The following is a 16,622-nucleotide window of genomic DNA, read 5'->3' on the forward strand; positions in this document are numbered from 1 at the left end:
TGGCTTGAAAGGGTGTCAAAGCAGCCGCAGACCAGCGGCCTGCAGCACCTGTGCGGTCTCAAAGGCCGGCAGGCCCATGATGCCACTGTAGCTGCCCGATATCTGGCGCGCCCACAAGGCGGCCTTGCCCTGGATGGCGTAGGCGCCGGCCTTGCCCATGGGCTCGCCGCTGGCCACGTAGCGTGCGATCTCGGCGGGCTTCATCTCGGCAAATTCGACACTGGAGCGGCTGAGCGCGGCGAACACCTGGCCCTTGTGAGCGACGGCCACAGCGGTGAGCACCTGGTGCTTGTGGCCCGACAATTGGGCCAACATGCGCCTTGCATGGGCCGCGCTCTCGGGTTTGCCCATAATGTCGCGGCCCATGGCCACGGTCGTGTCGGCGCACAACACAGGTGCCAGCGGGAGAGCTCTGCGCTTGAGCCTGTCCACCGCCGCCTCCAGCTTGAGCCGGGTCACGCGTTGCACGTAGCGGGACGGGGGCTCGTTGGGTTTCACCGCCTCCAGCGCTTCGCTGTCTTCGTCCGCATCGGGCAAGAGCAATTCGCAGCGCACCCCCCACTGCTCCAGCAGCTGCTTGCGGCGGGGGCTCTGAGACGCCAAATAAATGAAGTCACGCATGCAAAAACGCTCCCATCAAGCGGCCGTTTCGCCGCCGGGCCGCCCCAAGGCGAAACAGCCCCCTCGGGGGGCAGCGACCCGCGCAGCGGCGGAGCGTGGGGGTGACATCACTCACGGTGGTAAGGGTGGTTGGCGTTGACGGACCACGCGCGGTACAGCTGCTCGATCAGCAGCACCCGGGCCAGGGCGTGGGGCAAGGTCATGTCGGACAGGCGAATGCGCTCGTGCGCCGTCTGGCGAAATGCAGGCTCCAGGCCGTCGGGCCCGCCGATGACCAAGGCGACGTCGTCGCCTTCGAGCTGCCAAGCCTTCAAGCGCTCGGCCAGCGCCTTGGTGGTGAGGTTGGTGCCACGCTCGTCGAGCACCACGATGCGGGTGCCACGCGGAATCTGTGCCTCAATGCGCGCGCGCTCGGCCGCCAGCAGCGTCTCCAGGGTTTTGGAGCCGCGTGGTTCGGTCTTGACGGTCTTGATGTCCACCCGCAGTTCGGGTGGAAAGCGCTTGGCGTAATCGTCGTAGGCGGTCTGTGCCCAGTCGGGCATGCGCTGCCCGACCGCGACGATGCCGAGCTTCATGTGGACTTTTTGGTCGACTTCGCTGCAGGCTTGCGGGCCGGTGCGGCTTTTTTGGCGGCTGCCTTCTTGGCCGGTGCGTTCACCTTGACCACTTTGACCGGGGCCTTGGTGGCGGGCTTCTTGGCCACCGGTGCCTTGGCCACCGCACCCTTGGTCGCGGGCTTCACGGCGGACTTCTTGGCGGGGGCTTTGGCTGCAGGTTTGGCGGTGGACTTGCTGGGCGTCTTGGATGAAGCCTTGGATGGTGCCTTGGCCGGCACTTTGGCCGCTGCTGCGGCCTTGGCCACCTTGGCAGCCACCTTCTTGGCTGGCACAGCCGCCACGGGCGCTTTGGCGGCGGTCTTTTTGGCGGCCGGTTTCTTGCCTGCCGGCTTCTCGGCCACCACCGGCTTGGCGGCACCGTGTTTCAGCCGAACAGGTTTCTCGCCCCAGATTTCCTCGAGGCGGTAGTACTGGCGGATGGCGGGCTGCATCACGTGCACCACGGCAGCGCCGCAATCCACAATGATCCACTCGCCGTTTTCTTCGCCTTCGGTGCGTGGCTTGGGAAAACCGGCTTCGCGCACGGCATCGCGCACGCTGGCCGCGAGGGCCTTGGTCTGCCGGTTGGAGGTGCCACTGGCCACCACCACGCGTTCAAACAGCGGCGAGAGGTGCTCCGTGTTGAACACCACGATGTCCTGGGCCTTCACATCCTCCAGCCCGTCGACGATGGCGCGCTGCAGTTTTTGGGTGTTTTTGTTGGCCGTGGTTTCGCTGGTCATGAATGGTGGTTGTAAAGGTGATGGGAGGAAATATAGCGCGCAACGCTTTCGGGCACCAGCACGTCGAGTGCGCCCCGCTGGTCGCCGGCCTCGCGCACCTGGGCACGCACGGCGGTGGCGCTGATGTTGCGCAGGGGCATGTGCAAGAGTGTGAAAGGCACATCGACACCCGACAAGTCCATCTCGACCTCCTGGTCGAGGCGGGCGTCGGCACCGATGTTGATGGCCCGGTTGGCCACTGCGATGGTGGCGTATTGGAGCACGTCTTCCCAGCGCACCCAGGTTTTGAAGGCCAGCAACTGATCAGCGCCCAGCACCAGGAACAACTCCGCCCCCGGGTACTCGGTGCGCAACTCGCGCAATGTATCGGCCGTGTACGAAGGGCCTTCGCGGTGGATTTCGCGTTCGTCGAAGTGGATGTTGAGCAGCCCGTCAAAGGCCAGCTTACACATGGCGACGCGGTGCTCGGCAGGCGAAAGCTGGCGCGGCTTGTGCCAGGCGTGGCCCGTGGGCAGGATGTGCAGGTGGTCCAGCCGCAACTGGCCCAGGGCGGTTTCGGCCAGCGCGCGGTGTGCCCAGTGGGGTGGATCAAACGCGCCACCGAACATGCCCACACGCAGCGGGGGTTTGGCCTGTCCCGCTCGCGGGTTGGGTGTCTCGTTCATGGCTCAGATCCAGTCGCGACGCACAAGGAAATCGCTGGTGAGGCGGTCCTCCGGTGAGCCGGGTTCGGGCTGGTGGTTGTAGGCCCAGCGCACCAGCGGTGGCATGGACATGAGTATGGATTCGCTGCGCCCGCCCGATTGCAGGCCAAAGTGGGTGCCACGGTCCCACACCAGGTTGAACTCGACGTAGCGACCCCGGCGGTACAACTGGTGGTCGCGTTCGCGTTCGCCCCAGGGCATGGCCTGGCGGCGCTCCACGATGGGCAGGTAGGCGCTCAAAAACGCATCACCCACGGCACGTGTCATGGCGAAGGCGTTGTCGAAGCCACCTTCGGAAAAATCGTCGAAAAACACGCCACCGATGCCACGCGCTTCGTTGCGGTGCTTGAGGAAAAAGTAGTCGTCGCACCAGGCCTTGAAACGCGGGTACTTGTCGTCGCCAAAGGGCGCAAGTGCGTCGGCACAGGTGCGGTGAAAATGCACCGCGTCTTCTTCAAAGGGGTAGTACGGCGTGAGGTCCATACCGCCACCGAACCAACACACCACCTCGCCTCCGCCCACGGGCGTGGCCGCGATCATGCGCACGTTCATGTGCACGGTGGGCACATACGGGTTGCGCGGGTGGAACACCAGCGACACACCCATGGCTTCAAACGGCGCGCCAGCGAGTTCGGGCCTGTGCTGCGTGGCCGAGGGCGGCAGCTTCGGCCCAGTGACGTGGGAGAAGCCGCAGCCTGCGCGCTCAAACACCGCGCCATTTTCCAGAATGCGGGTGATGCCCTGCCCTTGCAAGGCTTCACCCGGCGGCTTGGCCCACGCATCGCTGACGAAGGCCTGGCCGTCCAGCGCTGCGATGGCGGAGGTGATGCGCTCCTGCAGCGAGGTGAGGTAGTCGCGCACCACCTGGGTGGACGATTCGGTCATGGCTTGAGCGCGCGGCTGCCAATGTCGCGTCGGTACTGCATGCCGTCGAACTGAATGCCCCGGATCACGTCGTAGGCGCGCTGCTGCCCGAGCTTGACCGAATCCGCCAGCACGGTCACACACAACACGCGGCCACCGTTGACCTGAACGGTCTCGCCGTCCAGCTGCGTGCCGGCGTGGAACACCATCGCATCATCGGCATCCGCCGGCAGGCCCGTGATGGCGTCGCCCTTGCGGGGGTTCAGCGGGTAGCCGTGGGCGGCCAGCACCACGCCCAGCGCGGTGCGGCGGTCCCAGTCCAGTTCCGTCTTGTCCAGTTCACCCGATGTGGCGGCCATCATCACGTCTACCAGGTCGGACTTCAGGCGCATCATGATGGGCTGGGTTTCGGGGTCGCCCATGCGGCAGTTGAACTCGAGCGTCTTGACCGCGCCTTCGGGCGAAATCATGAGGCCCGCGTACAAAAAGCCGGTGTAGGGGATGCCGTCTTTTTCCATGCCACGGATGGTGGGCAAGATGATTTCGCGCATGGCGCGGGCGTGCACATCGGGCGTGACCACGGGCGCGGGCGAATAGGCGCCCATACCCCCGGTGTTGGGCCCCTGGTCACCATCCTGCAGTCGTTTGTGGTCTTGTGAGGTGGCCAGCGCCAACACGTTTTTGCCGTCGCACAAGACGATGAAGCTGGCTTCCTCGCCCTGCAGAAACGCCTCGATCACCACCCGCGCGCCGCCGGCGTTGTGGCTCACGCCCAGGGTGTTGTCCACCAGCATGAAGTCCACCGCCTCGTGGGCTTCGGCCTGGCTCATGGCCACCACCACACCCTTGCCAGCGGCCAGGCCATCGGCCTTGACCACGATGGGCGCGCCCATGCGGTCGATGTAGGCGTGCGCAGCAGCGGGGTCGGTGAAACTTTCATACGCGGCCGTGGGAATGCCGTGGCGCAACATGAAGGCCTTGGAAAAGGCTTTGGAGCTTTCCAGCTGTGCGGCCGCCTTCGTCGGGCCGAACACCCGCAGACCATGGGCGCGGAACTCGTCCACCACACCGGCGGCCAGCGGCGCCTCGGGGCCCACCACGGTGAGGCCAACGCCGTTGCCCTGCGCCCATTCGCGCAGTGCCACCACGTCGGTGATGGGCACGTTGATGAGGTCGCGGTCGCGCGCCGTGCCGGCGTTGCCCGGCGCCACAAACACCTGGGTGGTCTTGGGCGACTGCTTGAGCTTCCAGGCCAGCGCGTGTTCGCGGCCACCGCCGCCAATGACGAGAATTTTCATGGGGACTTTCAGATCGCCGCGTTGTGAAAGATGTCCTGAACGTCGTCCAGGTCTTCCAGCACATCGAGCAGTTTTTGCATGCGCGCCGCGTCGTCGCCAGCCAACTCGATGGTGTTTTCGGGTCGCATGGTGACCTCGGCCACGTCTGGCTTGAGACCGGCCGCCTCCAGGGCGTCGCGCACCGCCTCAAAATCGGCAACGGGTGTCAGCACCTCCACAGCGCCGTCGTCGTCGGTCAGCACATCGTCGGCGCCGGCTTCCAGCGCCACTTCCATCACCTTGTCTTCGGACGTGCCCGGGGCAAAAACGATCTGGCCGCAGTGCTTGAACTGGAAAGCCACCGAGCCCTCGGTGCCCAGGTTGCCACCGTGTTTGCTGAACGCGTGGCGCACCTCGGCCACGGTGCGCACGCGGTTGTCGGTCATGGTGTCCACGATGATGGCCGCGCCGCCGATGCCGTAGCCCTCGTAGCGGATTTCCTCGTAGTTCATGCCTTCGAGGTTGCCCGAGGCCTTGTCGATGTTGTATTTGATGCGGTCGGCCGGCATGTTGGCGGCCTTGGCCTTGTCCACCGCCAGACGCAGGCGCGGATTGGCGCTCAAATCGCCGCCGCCGGTGCGCGCCGCCACCGTGATTTCACGGATGATGCGCGTCCAGATCTTGCCGCGCTTCTCGTCCTGCCGGCCCTTGCGGTGCTGGATGTTGGCCCACTTGGAATGTCCTGCCATGAAAACCTCGTCTGTTCCGGCGCGTCTGGCCGGGTTGGGCGCGGCACATGGGCCGCTGAAGATAACCTGATATTCTACTTTTTGGCCGCCGGCACCCCTTTTGCACCGGTGGCGCCCACAGGAGAGGTTTGAACATGTCCAGCGCCATTGCCCCGCTTCACATCGCCCAGAACAGCCACGCGCAGTGCCACCTGCTGCCGGGCTTGGCCAACCGGCACGGCCTCGTCACGGGTGCCACCGGCACCGGGAAAACAGTGACGCTTCAGACACTGGCCGAACAGTTCTCGCGCATCGGCGTGCCCGTCTTCATGGCCGACGTCAAAGGCGATCTGACCGGCATCAGCCAGCCCGGCAAGATCGGCGACAAGCTGGCCGCGGTGCTGAAGGACCGAGGCATCACGCCACCCGAACCCCAGGCCTGCCCCACCACGCTGTGGGACGTGTTTGGCGAGCAGGGGCACCCGGTGCGCGCCACCGTGAGCGACATGGGCCCGCTGCTGCTCTCGCGCATGCTCAACCTCAACGACACCCAGGCCGGCGTGCTCAACCTGGTGTTCAAGATCGCCGACGACAACGGCCTGCTGCTGCTGGACCTGAAAGACCTGCGCGCCATGCTGCAGCACGTGGGCGACAACGCCAAACAATTCACCACCGAATACGGCAACATCAGCGCCGCCAGCGTGGGCGCCATCCAGCGTGGCCTGCTGCAGATCGAACAGCAAGGCGGCGACAAGTTCTTTGGCGAGCCCATGCTCGACATCAACGACTTCATGCAGACGGTGGACGGGCATGGCGTGGTGAACGTGCTGGCTGCTGACAAGCTGATGAACTCGCCCCGCCTGTACGCCACCTTTTTGTTGTGGATGCTGTCGGAACTGTTCGAACAGTTGCCCGAGATCGGCGACCCGGACAAACCCAAGTTGGTGTTCTTCTTTGACGAAGCCCACTTGCTGTTCAATGAGGCGCCCAAGGTGCTGGTCGAGCGCATCGAGCTGGTGGTGAGGCTGGTGCGCTCCAAGGGCGTGGGCGTGTACTTCGTCACACAAAACCCGCTGGACATTCCCGACAGCGTGCTGGGCCAACTGGGCAACCGCGTGCAGCACGCGCTGCGCGCCTTCACCCCGCGTGACCAAAAAGCCGTCAAAGCCACGGCAGAGACCATGCGCCCCAAGGCCGGCCTGGACATCGAGGCCGCCATCACCGAGCTGGCGGTGGGCGAAGCCCTGGTGAGCCTGCTGGACCCCAAAGGCCGACCCACCGAAACCGAACGGGTGTTTGTGTTGCCACCGGGCAGCCAGCTCGGGCCCATCACGCCGGCACAACGCCAGGCGCTGCTGAGCCAGTCGCTGGTGGCGGGTGTGTACGAAAAAACCGTGGACCGCGAAAGCGCCCATGAACTGCTGCGCGCCCACGCCGGCGCGCGTGGCGAGGAGGCAGCGACCGCCGAAACAGGTGGCGTGAAGACGCCCCGCATTCCCGGCGCCAGTGGCCAGAGCGGCGCCGGTGCGGCATCGGGTGGCCTGGGTCAGATGGTGAACGAAGCCTTGTTTGGCCGCACCGGGCCGCGTGGTGGCCAGTACGACGGCATCGTGCAAAGCATGGCGAAGTCGGCAGCGCGCAGCGTGGCCACCGGCCTGGGCCGCCAGATCGTGCGCGGCATCCTGGGTGGCCTGCTTGGCGGCAAACGCTGAAACGGCTGTGACCGAGCGCTACTGGCTCATGAAGGCAGAGCCCGCCGAATGTTCGGTGGACGATGCCCTGGCCGCACCCCATGCCACCGTGCCCTGGACCGGCGTGCGCAACTACCAGGCGCGCAACTTCATGCGCGACACCATGCGGGTAGGCGACGGTGTGCTGTTCTACCATTCCAGCTGCGCCGAGCCTGGCATCGTGGGCTTGGCACAGGTGGCGTCCACCCCCTACCCCGACCCCACGCAGTTCGATCCGGCCTCGCCTTACCACGACCCGAAAGCTGTGCCCGAATCGCCTCGCTGGTTGCTGGTGGACGTGCAGGTGCTGCAAAAAACCCGCAACCTCACCCTGCCCGAACTGCGGGCCGACCCCCAACTGGCCGACATGTTGCTGCTCAAGCGTGGCAACCGCCTGTCCATCACGCCGGTGGCGCCGGCGCATTGGCGGCACATTCGGTCGTTGCTCAGCGACTGAGGGACTCCACTAGCGGATCCTGACCCATCAGCCGCGGGCCCACACACTCAGGGGGCGATGGCATCGGCATAGTCGTAGAGTTGACCAAGGATGTGCTCAGCACGGTCATCGCCGCGCTCGCTGGCGGCCTCGGCCAGTTCATCGATGCGTTGCGCCAGGCGCTCCAGCGTCAGCGCCCCCCCGTCGCCGTGCAACAAGCGGCGGCTGCACAGCGTTTGCCAGCGTTCGGTCTCGACTTCGTTGAGGGTCTCTGGCCACAGGCGCGCGCGGTAGCGAAACACCAGCTCGCCCAGCCGCTCGTCGTCAAAACCGGTGCGGTCCAGGGCCAACTCTTGCGGCGACAACTGACGCAACACGTCCAGTCGGCGCCGGTCGCCCTGGCCCACAAAACCGCCATACAAGTCCTGCTCGGGGTCCACCGGGGTCGCGTCTGGGGTGCGCCTGAAAACCTGCGCCCAGATGGCGCTCATGTCGGGCAGGTCGCGCGCCGTGGCGGCGTGGCGCATCGCTTGCGCCAGGTCCACGCCCCAGCGTTCGGCCATTTCCGGGCGCAGGGTCTTGAGGTTGCCCACCACCATGGGCGATTTGTTCAGGTGCACGGTCTTGACCTGCAGGCGCGTGACGCCCTCGGGCAGGTCGGCCACGCGGGTGAACATGCGCAGTTGCAGGGTGTCGGCGTCCAGTTGCGCCAGCTCGGACGGATCGGCCGCCAAGTCCCACGCAATCACCTCGTTTTTGTTGACAGGGTGGCTGGCCAGCGGCCACATCACGGCCAGGCAACCGCGCTCGGGCGGGAACATGCCGGAGACGTGAAGAAACGGCCGCGCGGTGTCTGCGGTCGCGGGCAGGCCCAGTTCGGCGGCCACGCGGTCCTTTTTGTGCAGGCCCAGGGCAAAGTCGAACAGGCGGGGCTGGTGCTGCCGTATCAGCCTAGCCAGCGCGATGGTGGCGCGCACGTCGGACAGCGCATCGTGCGCCTGTTCGTGGACCAGGCCATTGGCGCGGGCCAGGTCTTCCAGCTTGAAACTGGGGCGGCCATCGGCTTTGGTCGGCCACTGAATGCCTTCGGGTCGCAGCGCGTAGGTCAGGCGAACAACGTCCAGCAGATCCCAGCGACCGCAGCCGTTTTGCCACTCGCGCCCGTAGGGATCGATCAGGTTGCGCCAGAACAGGAAGCGGGTGAACTCGTCGTCAAAGCGTATCGTGTTGTAGCCCACGCCTATGGTGCCCGGCTCGGCCAGCGCCGCGTGGATGTGAGCGGTAAACACATTTTCTGGCACACCCTGCTGCAGACACAACTGCGGCGTGATGCCGGTGATCAGGCAGGATTCCGGATCGGGCAGGTAGTCCGGCGCGGGACGGCAGTAGACCATCAACGGTTCGCCGATCTCGTTAAGTTCGGCGTCGGTGCGAATGCCGGCAAACTGCGCTGGCCTGTCCGCGCGGGCGTTGGTGCCAAAGGTTTCGTAGTCGTGCCAGAAGAAGGTGTGCGTCATGCGGGCTCATGAAAAAAGGCCGGCGTTCGACACGCCGGCCTTTGGATCGTAACCGGGGCAGCAGTGGGTCAGTCCGCCGCAGCGGCTTCTTCCGGCTCGGCGGGCTCGGCCTTGGCCTTGCCTTTCGGTGGCAGGGGATGGATGTCCAGCAGCACCTCTGGCGTGGCATCGCTGCCCTCGGCCACGTCGCCAATGTCCACGCTCAGGCGGCCGCCGTCGGTCAAGCGACCGAACAGCAATTCGTCGGCCAGGGCGCGGCGGATGGTGTCCTGGATGAGGCGCTGCATGGGGCGCGCGCCCATGAGCGGATCGAAGCCCTTTTTGGCCAGGTGCTTGCGCAGCTTGTCGCTGAAAGTGACCTCCACCTTTTTCTCGGCCAACTGGGTTTCGAGTTGCAGCAGGAACTTGTCCACCACGCGCAAGATGATCTGCTCGTCCAGCGCCTTGAAGCTGACGATGGCATCCAGCCGGTTGCGGAACTCGGGCGTGAACAGGCGCTTGATGTCGCCCATTTCATCGCCCGCCTGACGCGGGTTGGTGAAACCGATGGTGGCCTTGTTCATGGTCTCGGCGCCCGCGTTGGTCGTCATGATGATGATGACGTTGCGGAAGTCGGCCTTGCGCCCGTTGTTGTCGGTCAGCGTGCCATGGTCCATGACCTGCAGAAGCACGTTGAAGATGTCGGGGTGGGCCTTCTCGATTTCGTCGAGCAGCAACACCGCGTGCGGCTTTTTGGTGATGGCCTCGGTCAGCAGCCCACCCTGGTCAAAACCCACATAACCCGGAGGCGCGCCGATCAGGCGGCTGACCGCGTGGCGCTCCATGTACTCCGACATGTCGAAGCGGATCAAGTCGATGCCCATGATGTAGGCCAGCTGCTTGGCCGCTTCGGTCTTGCCCACACCGGTGGGGCCGCTGAACAGGAAGGCGCCGATGGGCTTGTCGCCCTTGCCCAGACCCGAGCGCGCCATCTTCACGCTGGCGGCCAACACCTCCAGCGCCTTGTCCTGGCCGAACACCACGCTCTTGAGGTCGCGCTCCAGGGTCTGCAGCTTGCTGCGGTCGTCGTTGGACACGTTGGCCGGCGGGATGCGCGCGATCTTGGCGACGATCTCTTCGATCTCCGTTTTACTGATGGTCTTCTTGCGCTTGGACGGCGCCAGGATGCGCTGGGCCGCACCGGCCTCGTCGATCACGTCGATGGCCTTGTCGGGCAGGTGGCGGTCGTTGATGTACTTGGCCGACAGTTCGGCCGCAGCCTGCAGCGCCGCAGCCGCGTACTTGACGCTGTGGTGCTCCTCGAAACGGCTCTTGAGGCCCTTCAAGATCTCCACCGTCTGCTCCACAGTCGGCTCGACCACATCCACCTTCTGGAAGCGGCGACTCAGCGCGGCGTCCTTCTCGAAAATGCCCCGGTATTCGGTGAAGGTCGTGGCACCGATGCACTTGAGGTTGCCGCTGGACAGGGCCGGCTTGAGCAGGTTGGACGCGTCCAACGTGCCACCCGATGCCGCGCCCGCACCGATCAGGGTGTGAATTTCGTCGATGAACAGGATGGCGTTGGGTTTGTCCTTGAGCGACTTGAGCACGCCCTTGAGGCGCTGCTCGAAGTCGCCCCGGTACTTGGTGCCAGCCAGCAACGCGCCCATGTCCAGCGAATACACGGTGGATTCGGCCAGGATCTCGGGCACGTCCTTCTGGGTGATGCGCCAGGCCAGGCCTTCGGCGATGGCCGTTTTGCCCACGCCGGCTTCGCCCACCAGCAGCGGGTTGTTCTTGCGGCGGCGGCACAGGATCTGGATCACACGCTCGACCTCGTACTCACGACCGATCAGCGGATCGATCTTGCCGTCCTTGGCGGCCTGGTTGAGGTTGAGCGTGAACTGCTCCAGCGGCGACTGCTTTTCGTTGCCCTTGCTCTCGGCCGCTTCCTCATTCTCGGGGGCCGCGTCGTTGGACTTGGTGGGCTCGGGCGGGTCGCTCTTGCGGATGCCGTGGGCGATGAAGTTCACCACGTCCAGGCGCGTCACGCCCTGCTGGTGGAGGTAATACACGGCGTGCGAATCCTTCTCGCCGAAGATGGCCACCAGCACGTTGGCGCCGGTGACTTCCTTCTTGCCGTTGCCGGTGCTCTGCACGTGCATGATGGCGCGCTGGATGACACGCTGGAAACCCAAGGTGGGCTGGGTGTCCACCTCGTCGGAACCCGCCACCTGGGGGGTGTTGTCCTTGATGAAATGGGTCAAGGATTTGCGCAGATCATCGATGTTGGCCGAGCAGGCCTTGAGCACTTCGGACGCGCTGGGGTTGTCCAGCAGCGCCAGCAGCAGGTGCTCCACCGTGATGAATTCGTGCCGTTGTTGCCGGGCCTCGACAAAGGCCATGTGCAAGCTGACTTCAAGTTCCTGGGCAATCATGGGGCACTTCCTTTACAAAAATCTATCGTTGCGCAGCTTGGGGCGGGTCCGATTTATTCAACCGGCTCGCTCAGACACTGCAGGGGATGCCCCGCCTTGCGGGCGGCGTCCAGCACCTGGTCGACCTTGGTGGCCGCCACATCACGCGAAAACACACCACACACGCCTTTGCCTTGCAGGTGTATTTTGAGCATGATCTGGGTGGCTGTCTCGCGGTCCTTGTTGAAAAACTCCTGGATCACCAGGACCACAAACTCCATCGGCGTGAAATCGTCGTTGAGCAGCACCACCTGGTACATCTGCGGCGGTTGGGTGCGCTGGGTGCGGCGTTCGAGCACGACCGCATCGTCCCCGCCGGTCTGGGGCGGCGTGGGTGCGGGTTTGACGGGTTTGGTGACCATGGAAACCATTCTAGCCAGCCGCCGAAGGCCCCCGTCGGTCGGGGCCATTGAAGCCGCAGCAACGGCCCTCGGCTCAACTCCGGTTTCGGGCGGAGACCATGGCGCTGACCGAGCGCAACCGGGCCGCCATGTCGAGCGCAATGTTGGCCAGCAAGCGCTGAACGATGTGAGGATGTGTCTGCCCCCATCGGTCGAACATGCGGCGGTCCATGCAAGCCAGCAGCAGATCGGTTTTGGCCACCACGTCGGCCGATCGGGGCGCCTGGTCCAGAAACCCGATTTCGCCCAGTGTGGCGCCCGGCAACACGGTGGACAGGCGCAGTTGCTCGCCCCGCGCGTCGCGCACCACCACGTTGGCAGAACCCGCCAAGACCAACATCAGTTCATCGCTGGGGTCGCCGGCCCGCAGCACAGTGGCCCCGGCCGGCAGCCGCACACGGCGCATGGTGCCCACCACCAGCGCCCGGTCGGCATCGCTGAGCCCACGCAAAAAACCGCTGCCCTCCAAGGGCACAACGCGGTCTTCCTCGAACACCCCCAAGCCTGCGAGCAAAGCGTTTTCAGCGGCCTCCATGGCGTGGTCGAGGTCGGGGTAAAGGCTGCCTTGGGGCAATGGCCCACCAATCGCCTCGGCCACCAGGGAGCCGGGGCGCACACCGGCGTGCAGCAAGGTCGCACGTTTCGCTGGCAAAACATCATGCAAGCGCAACAAGGCGGTGACCACACTGCTGTCCACATGGCGCACGCGGCTCCAATCCAGCAAGGCCCACTGCCCTTCGCCGGTCCGCTCGTCGATCAGCTCGCTCAGTCCACTGGCCGAGGCAAAAAACAGATCGCCCTCCAGTTCGAACACGTGGATGTGGTGGGCTGCACTGTCCAGCGCGGCCATTTCCTGGCGTGGCCGCGCGCAGTTGGAACGCATCTGGCGCCCGGTCCAGATGTGGCGCACAGGCTGCCGCGCGTTGCGCATGGCAAACAACAACAGGCCCAGAAAAAAGCCCACCACCACCGCCGCCACCATGTTCAGCACCACGGCGGTGAACGTGACCGCCATCACCACGGCCAAATCCGCGCGGGCGTTGGTGCTGAGTGCCTGGCGCTTGAGCCATTGGCCCAAATGGCGGGCCGACGTGCGGTCCACAAAAAACCAGGCATCGGCCAGCATCACGCCACAAATCGCCGCCACCGGCATCCACAACACCACGCCGGTGGCGTACACCAACGCGAACAGCAACGCGGCCCAGAACACGGTGATTGGTTTGAGCTGCACGCTGCGCTGGGCGGCACCTGAGGCCTGCTGCGAGGCCGTCAGCACCAGCGAACCCATCGCACCCGCCATGGCCACGGCGGCAGCCTGCATCAGGCGTGGCCCCATGCCCACCATGCGCTTGCCGTCGTGTTGCCCGATGACTTCCATGGTGACCGTGGTGTTGATGAAGGCCATCACGCCCAGGATCAGCGCATTCACCGCCACGTGAACGAACAACGCCCCGGTGGCGACCCGAGGCCCCGCCAAGGCGTCAAAATCGGCCAACACGATCGGCAAGGCACTGGGCCAACCGCCCTCGGACAACATGGTGAAATGCCCGCCGTTGAGGCGCAGCAACTCGGCTGCCGTCGCACCCACGGCCAGCCCCACGGCGGCTGCGGGCCATTTGCTGGCCCGAAACCGCAAGGCCATCATCACCCCGCCGGACAGGCCCGCCACCAGAAGCAGCAGTGCCGCAGGCTCGCCCGCCTTCAGCAGGCGCTGCAGCGTGGACAGCTGCGAAATCACCAGCAGTGCCGCGATGCTGTTGGAGAAACCGCCAAACACCGGTGCGGGAATGAAGCGGGTGAGCCGGTCGGCACGCAGCAGGTACAACAGGGCCTTGACCAGACCGGCGCCGGCCGCAAACAGGCACAAAAAGGCCAGCCGCACCTCGGGCGTGTCGGGCAGCCCCCAGGTGGCCAGGTGCGGCCCCAACTGGGCCAGCATGGCGGCGAGGGTGGTGGCCTCGAACAAGCGGGCTGAAAACAGGGCCGGCCGGGTGGCGCCCAGGCTGAAGAGGTGCAGCAGCACCAGACCGGCGATGGCCGCCAGGATGCCTGCCGCAAGGTGTTCCGCACCGATGTGGACGTACACCAACACCACCGCCCCCAAGGTGGTGGGCAAGGCCAGGGCCACCGCATCGAGCGCACCGAGCAGGTGCAAGGGCCGCCAGCGCACGGCAGGTTCCACCAGACCCGGGGGCGATGCCGCCGTCTTGTCAGCACTCATGCGATGGCCTTGTCGCTCAAGGAGGTTGGGGTCAAACACACACCGGCGCACCAAAAAACACAGGTCGGCAGCCGGTCACATCGAAATTGTCATTTAATGTAACTCGCTCGCGGCACACCGCCCATTTCGCCGCCCCAATCACGGCAGACGCCCCATGCGACACGTCTTGCGCCAATTGCGCCGACTCTATTTTTTTGCTCCGCTGCTGGCGGTGGCGCTGGTGTGTGGCCTGATGTTGGCCGACCCCCCGCTGGTGCGCACCCTGCGGCATGCGCTGTGGGACCAGTACCAGCGCCTGCAACCCCGCGTGTACCAGGACACCGCCGTGCGGGTGGTGGACATCGACGAAGCGAGCCTGGCCAAAATCGGCCAATGGCCCTGGCCCCGCTACCGGATCGCCCAGTTGGTCGAGCGCCTGCACAGCCTGGAGGCGGCGGCGGTTGGATTTGACGTGGTGTTTGCGGAACCGGACCGGACCACGCCGGCCGCCGTCAGCCGGGACTGGCCACTGCCCGCAGCGGTGCGCGAGCAGATCGCGGCCTTGCCGGACAACGACGACCTGCTGGCGCGGCAACTCAAATCCGCCAACGTGGTGCTGGGTTTCTCGCTGGAGCGCGAAGGCCCCGGCACCGTGCCGCCGTTCATGCCGCTGGTGGCGCCGGTGGCGATGGGCGGTGCCCCACAGCCTTTTGTGCACCGCTTTGGCAGCGTGGTGGCGCCCCTGCCGGTGCTCAGCAGCAGCGCGGCGGCGGCCGGCGCGCTCACCTTTGTGCCCGACGACGACGGGGTGGTGCGCCGGGTGCCTCTGGTGCTGCGCGTGGGTGACCAGCTGGTGCCCTCGCTGGTGACGGAGTTGCTGCGCATTGGCCAAGGGGCCGACAACTACCTCGTGCGCATGGGGCCGAGCAGCAACCCCGGCATCGCCGAGCTGCGCATTGGGCAGGTGGTGGTGCCCACCACCCGCACCGGCGAGGCCTGGGTGCACTACGCCACCGAACGCCAACAGCGCCTGATCCCCGCCTGGAAGCTGCTGGCCGGCGAAGTCACGCCCGCCGATGTACAAGGCCGCCTGGTGCTGGTGGGCAGTTCGGCCCAAGGCCTGATGGACCTGCGTTTCAGCCCGCTGGGCGGGGTGATTCCGGGCGTGGAGGCCCATGCCCAGATCCTGGAGCAGGCCCTGACCGACAGCTACCTCTACCGCCCCGGCTGGGCCGTGGCGGTGGAAGCCATCACCCTGGTGGTGGCGGGCCTGGGCATTGGGCTGCTCGCGCTGTATGCCGGCGTGTTGTGGTCGGCGCTGGCCACGGTCGCTGCCCTGGGCGCCACCATCTGGGGCGGGTGGTATGCCTTCTCCGCCCAACACCTGTTGCTCGACTCCATCGTGCCGTCCATCGGCATCTTCACCGCCTTCCTGCTCGGCAGCATGGTGCACCACTTCGCCAGCGAGCGCCGCCAGCGCTGGGTGCGGCAGGCGTTCTCGCGTTATGTGTCGCCCAACCTGGTGAAACACATCGTGGACAACCCGGACAGCCTGGAACTGGGCGGGCAGCGCCTGACCTGCAGCTTCGTGTTCACCGACCTCGCGGGTTTCACCAGCCTGATGGAAAAAATCGACCCTGGCGAAGCGGTGGCGCTGCTCAACCGCTACCTCGACGAAATGATCCACATCGCGTTTGCACACGAGGGCACGCTGGACCGCATCGTGGGCGACGCGGTGGCCATCATGTTCTCCGCGCCGGTGCACCAGCCCGACCACCAGAAACGCGCGTACGACTGTGCCCTGGCCATGCAACGCTACGCCACCCAGTACGCGCTTGACTTGCAGGCCAAGGGCATTCCCTTCGGCCACACGCGCATCGGGGTGCACTGCGGCGAGGTCATCGTGGGCAATTTTGGCGGTTCCACCATCTTCGACTACCGCGCCCTGGGCGACCCGGTGAACACCGCCGCGCGGCTGGAAAGCGTGAACAAACACCTGGGCACCCGGGTGTGCCTGTCGGAAGATGTGGTGGCCGGCGTGCCCGGCGTATTGGCCCGCCGCGTGGGCCGGCTCACGCTGAAGGGCAAAACACGTGCCCTGCTGGTGTGGCAGCCCCTCAACGACGGCCTGGCCCACGACGAGGCCGAAGCCGCCGCCCTGCCCGCCTACGAACACGCCTACGACCTGATGGCGGCCGGCAACCCGGACGCCCTGGACGCGTTTGAGCACCTGGCGCACGAACGCCCGGACGATCCCTTGGTGCAACTGCACCTGCGACGCCTGCGCCGTGGCGAAAGTGGCGAGGTGATCGTGATGACCGACAAATGACAACGGCGGCCAGGGGCCGC

14 protein-coding genes are annotated in these 16,622 nt (G+C 65.7%); 3 read left to right on the forward strand and 11 right to left on the reverse strand.

What is annotated here, in order from left to right; translation table 11 throughout:
• Positions 1–15: 15 nt before the first annotated feature.
• From ACFQPB_RS14960 to ACFQPB_RS14990, 7 genes are all read right to left on the reverse strand, one after another.
• Positions 16–621: a Maf family protein gene (locus ACFQPB_RS14960; protein WP_382224839.1), complete on the reverse strand. Its 606-nt coding sequence runs from the start codon at positions 619–621 to the stop codon at positions 16–18.
• 107 nt (positions 622–728) lie between these two features.
• A complete protein-coding gene (rlmH, locus tag ACFQPB_RS14965; protein WP_382201440.1) occupies positions 729–1,196 on the reverse strand; it encodes a 23S rRNA (pseudouridine(1915)-N(3))-methyltransferase RlmH in 468 nt (155 codons plus the stop codon).
• On the reverse strand, positions 1,193–1,960 hold the full coding sequence (gene rsfS, locus ACFQPB_RS14970; RefSeq protein WP_382224842.1) for a ribosome silencing factor: 768 nt from the start codon (positions 1,958–1,960) through the stop codon (positions 1,193–1,195). Before rsfS ends, rlmH begins: the two co-directional genes overlap by 4 nt.
• Positions 1,957–2,625, reverse strand: coding sequence for a nicotinate (nicotinamide) nucleotide adenylyltransferase (gene nadD, locus ACFQPB_RS14975; RefSeq protein ID WP_382201436.1), 669 nt, complete (start codon positions 2,623–2,625; stop codon positions 1,957–1,959). The genes rsfS and nadD overlap by 4 nt, the downstream gene beginning before the upstream one ends.
• A gap of 3 nt (positions 2,626–2,628) precedes the next feature.
• Positions 2,629–3,549, reverse strand: a complete 921-nt coding sequence (gene hemF, locus ACFQPB_RS14980) for an oxygen-dependent coproporphyrinogen oxidase (RefSeq protein ID WP_382224845.1) — start codon at positions 3,547–3,549, stop codon at positions 2,629–2,631.
• Entirely contained in the window at positions 3,546–4,826 is a 1,281-nt protein-coding gene (gene purD, locus ACFQPB_RS14985) for a phosphoribosylamine--glycine ligase (RefSeq protein ID WP_382201432.1), read from the reverse strand. The genes hemF and purD overlap by 4 nt, the downstream gene beginning before the upstream one ends.
• An 8-nt stretch (positions 4,827–4,834) precedes the next feature.
• A complete protein-coding gene (locus ACFQPB_RS14990) occupies positions 4,835–5,554 on the reverse strand; it encodes a YebC/PmpR family DNA-binding transcriptional regulator (RefSeq protein ID WP_382224848.1) in 720 nt (239 codons plus the stop codon).
• Between the two features lie 134 nt (positions 5,555–5,688).
• Here ACFQPB_RS14990 and ACFQPB_RS14995 point away from each other — a divergent pair, with 134 nt between their 5' ends.
• Together ACFQPB_RS14995 and ACFQPB_RS15000 are read left to right on the forward strand one after the other, a co-directional pair.
• Entirely contained in the window at positions 5,689–7,245 is a 1,557-nt protein-coding gene (locus tag ACFQPB_RS14995) for a helicase HerA-like domain-containing protein (RefSeq protein ID WP_382224851.1), read from the forward strand.
• A gap of 28 nt (positions 7,246–7,273) precedes the next feature.
• Positions 7,274–7,720 (forward strand): EVE domain-containing protein, encoded by a 447-nt coding sequence (locus ACFQPB_RS15000; RefSeq protein WP_382224935.1) that lies wholly within the window; start codon positions 7,274–7,276, stop codon positions 7,718–7,720.
• Positions 7,721–7,767: 47 nt separating this feature from the next.
• On the opposite strand, the gene sbcB is transcribed toward ACFQPB_RS15000, so the two are convergent.
• The 4 genes from sbcB to ACFQPB_RS15020 all read right to left on the reverse strand — a co-directional run bounded on the left by sbcB (position 7,768) and on the right by ACFQPB_RS15020 (position 14,294).
• Positions 7,768–9,216 (reverse strand): exodeoxyribonuclease I, encoded by a 1,449-nt coding sequence (gene sbcB, locus ACFQPB_RS15005; protein WP_382224854.1) that lies wholly within the window; start codon positions 9,214–9,216, stop codon positions 7,768–7,770.
• 68 nt (positions 9,217–9,284) lie between these two features.
• Positions 9,285–11,633: an ATP-dependent Clp protease ATP-binding subunit ClpA gene (gene clpA, locus ACFQPB_RS15010; protein WP_382224856.1), complete on the reverse strand. Its 2,349-nt coding sequence runs from the start codon at positions 11,631–11,633 to the stop codon at positions 9,285–9,287.
• Between the two features lie 53 nt (positions 11,634–11,686).
• Positions 11,687–12,043, reverse strand: coding sequence for an ATP-dependent Clp protease adapter ClpS (clpS, locus tag ACFQPB_RS15015; RefSeq protein ID WP_382201422.1), 357 nt, complete (start codon positions 12,041–12,043; stop codon positions 11,687–11,689).
• A gap of 64 nt (positions 12,044–12,107) precedes the next feature.
• Positions 12,108–14,294: a cyclic nucleotide-binding domain-containing protein gene (locus tag ACFQPB_RS15020; protein WP_382224859.1), complete on the reverse strand. Its 2,187-nt coding sequence runs from the start codon at positions 14,292–14,294 to the stop codon at positions 12,108–12,110.
• A 154-nt stretch (positions 14,295–14,448) separates the two neighbouring features.
• Between ACFQPB_RS15020 and ACFQPB_RS15025 the strand changes: the two genes are divergently transcribed.
• A complete protein-coding gene (locus ACFQPB_RS15025; RefSeq protein WP_382224862.1) occupies positions 14,449–16,602 on the forward strand; it encodes a CHASE2 domain-containing protein in 2,154 nt (717 codons plus the stop codon).
• Positions 16,603–16,622: the final 20 nt, after the last annotated feature.

Origin of the sequence: Hydrogenophaga atypica (genome assembly GCF_042665215.1) — a bacterium.
Taxonomy (GTDB): domain Bacteria; phylum Pseudomonadota; class Gammaproteobacteria; order Burkholderiales; family Burkholderiaceae_C; genus Hydrogenophaga; species Hydrogenophaga defluvii_A.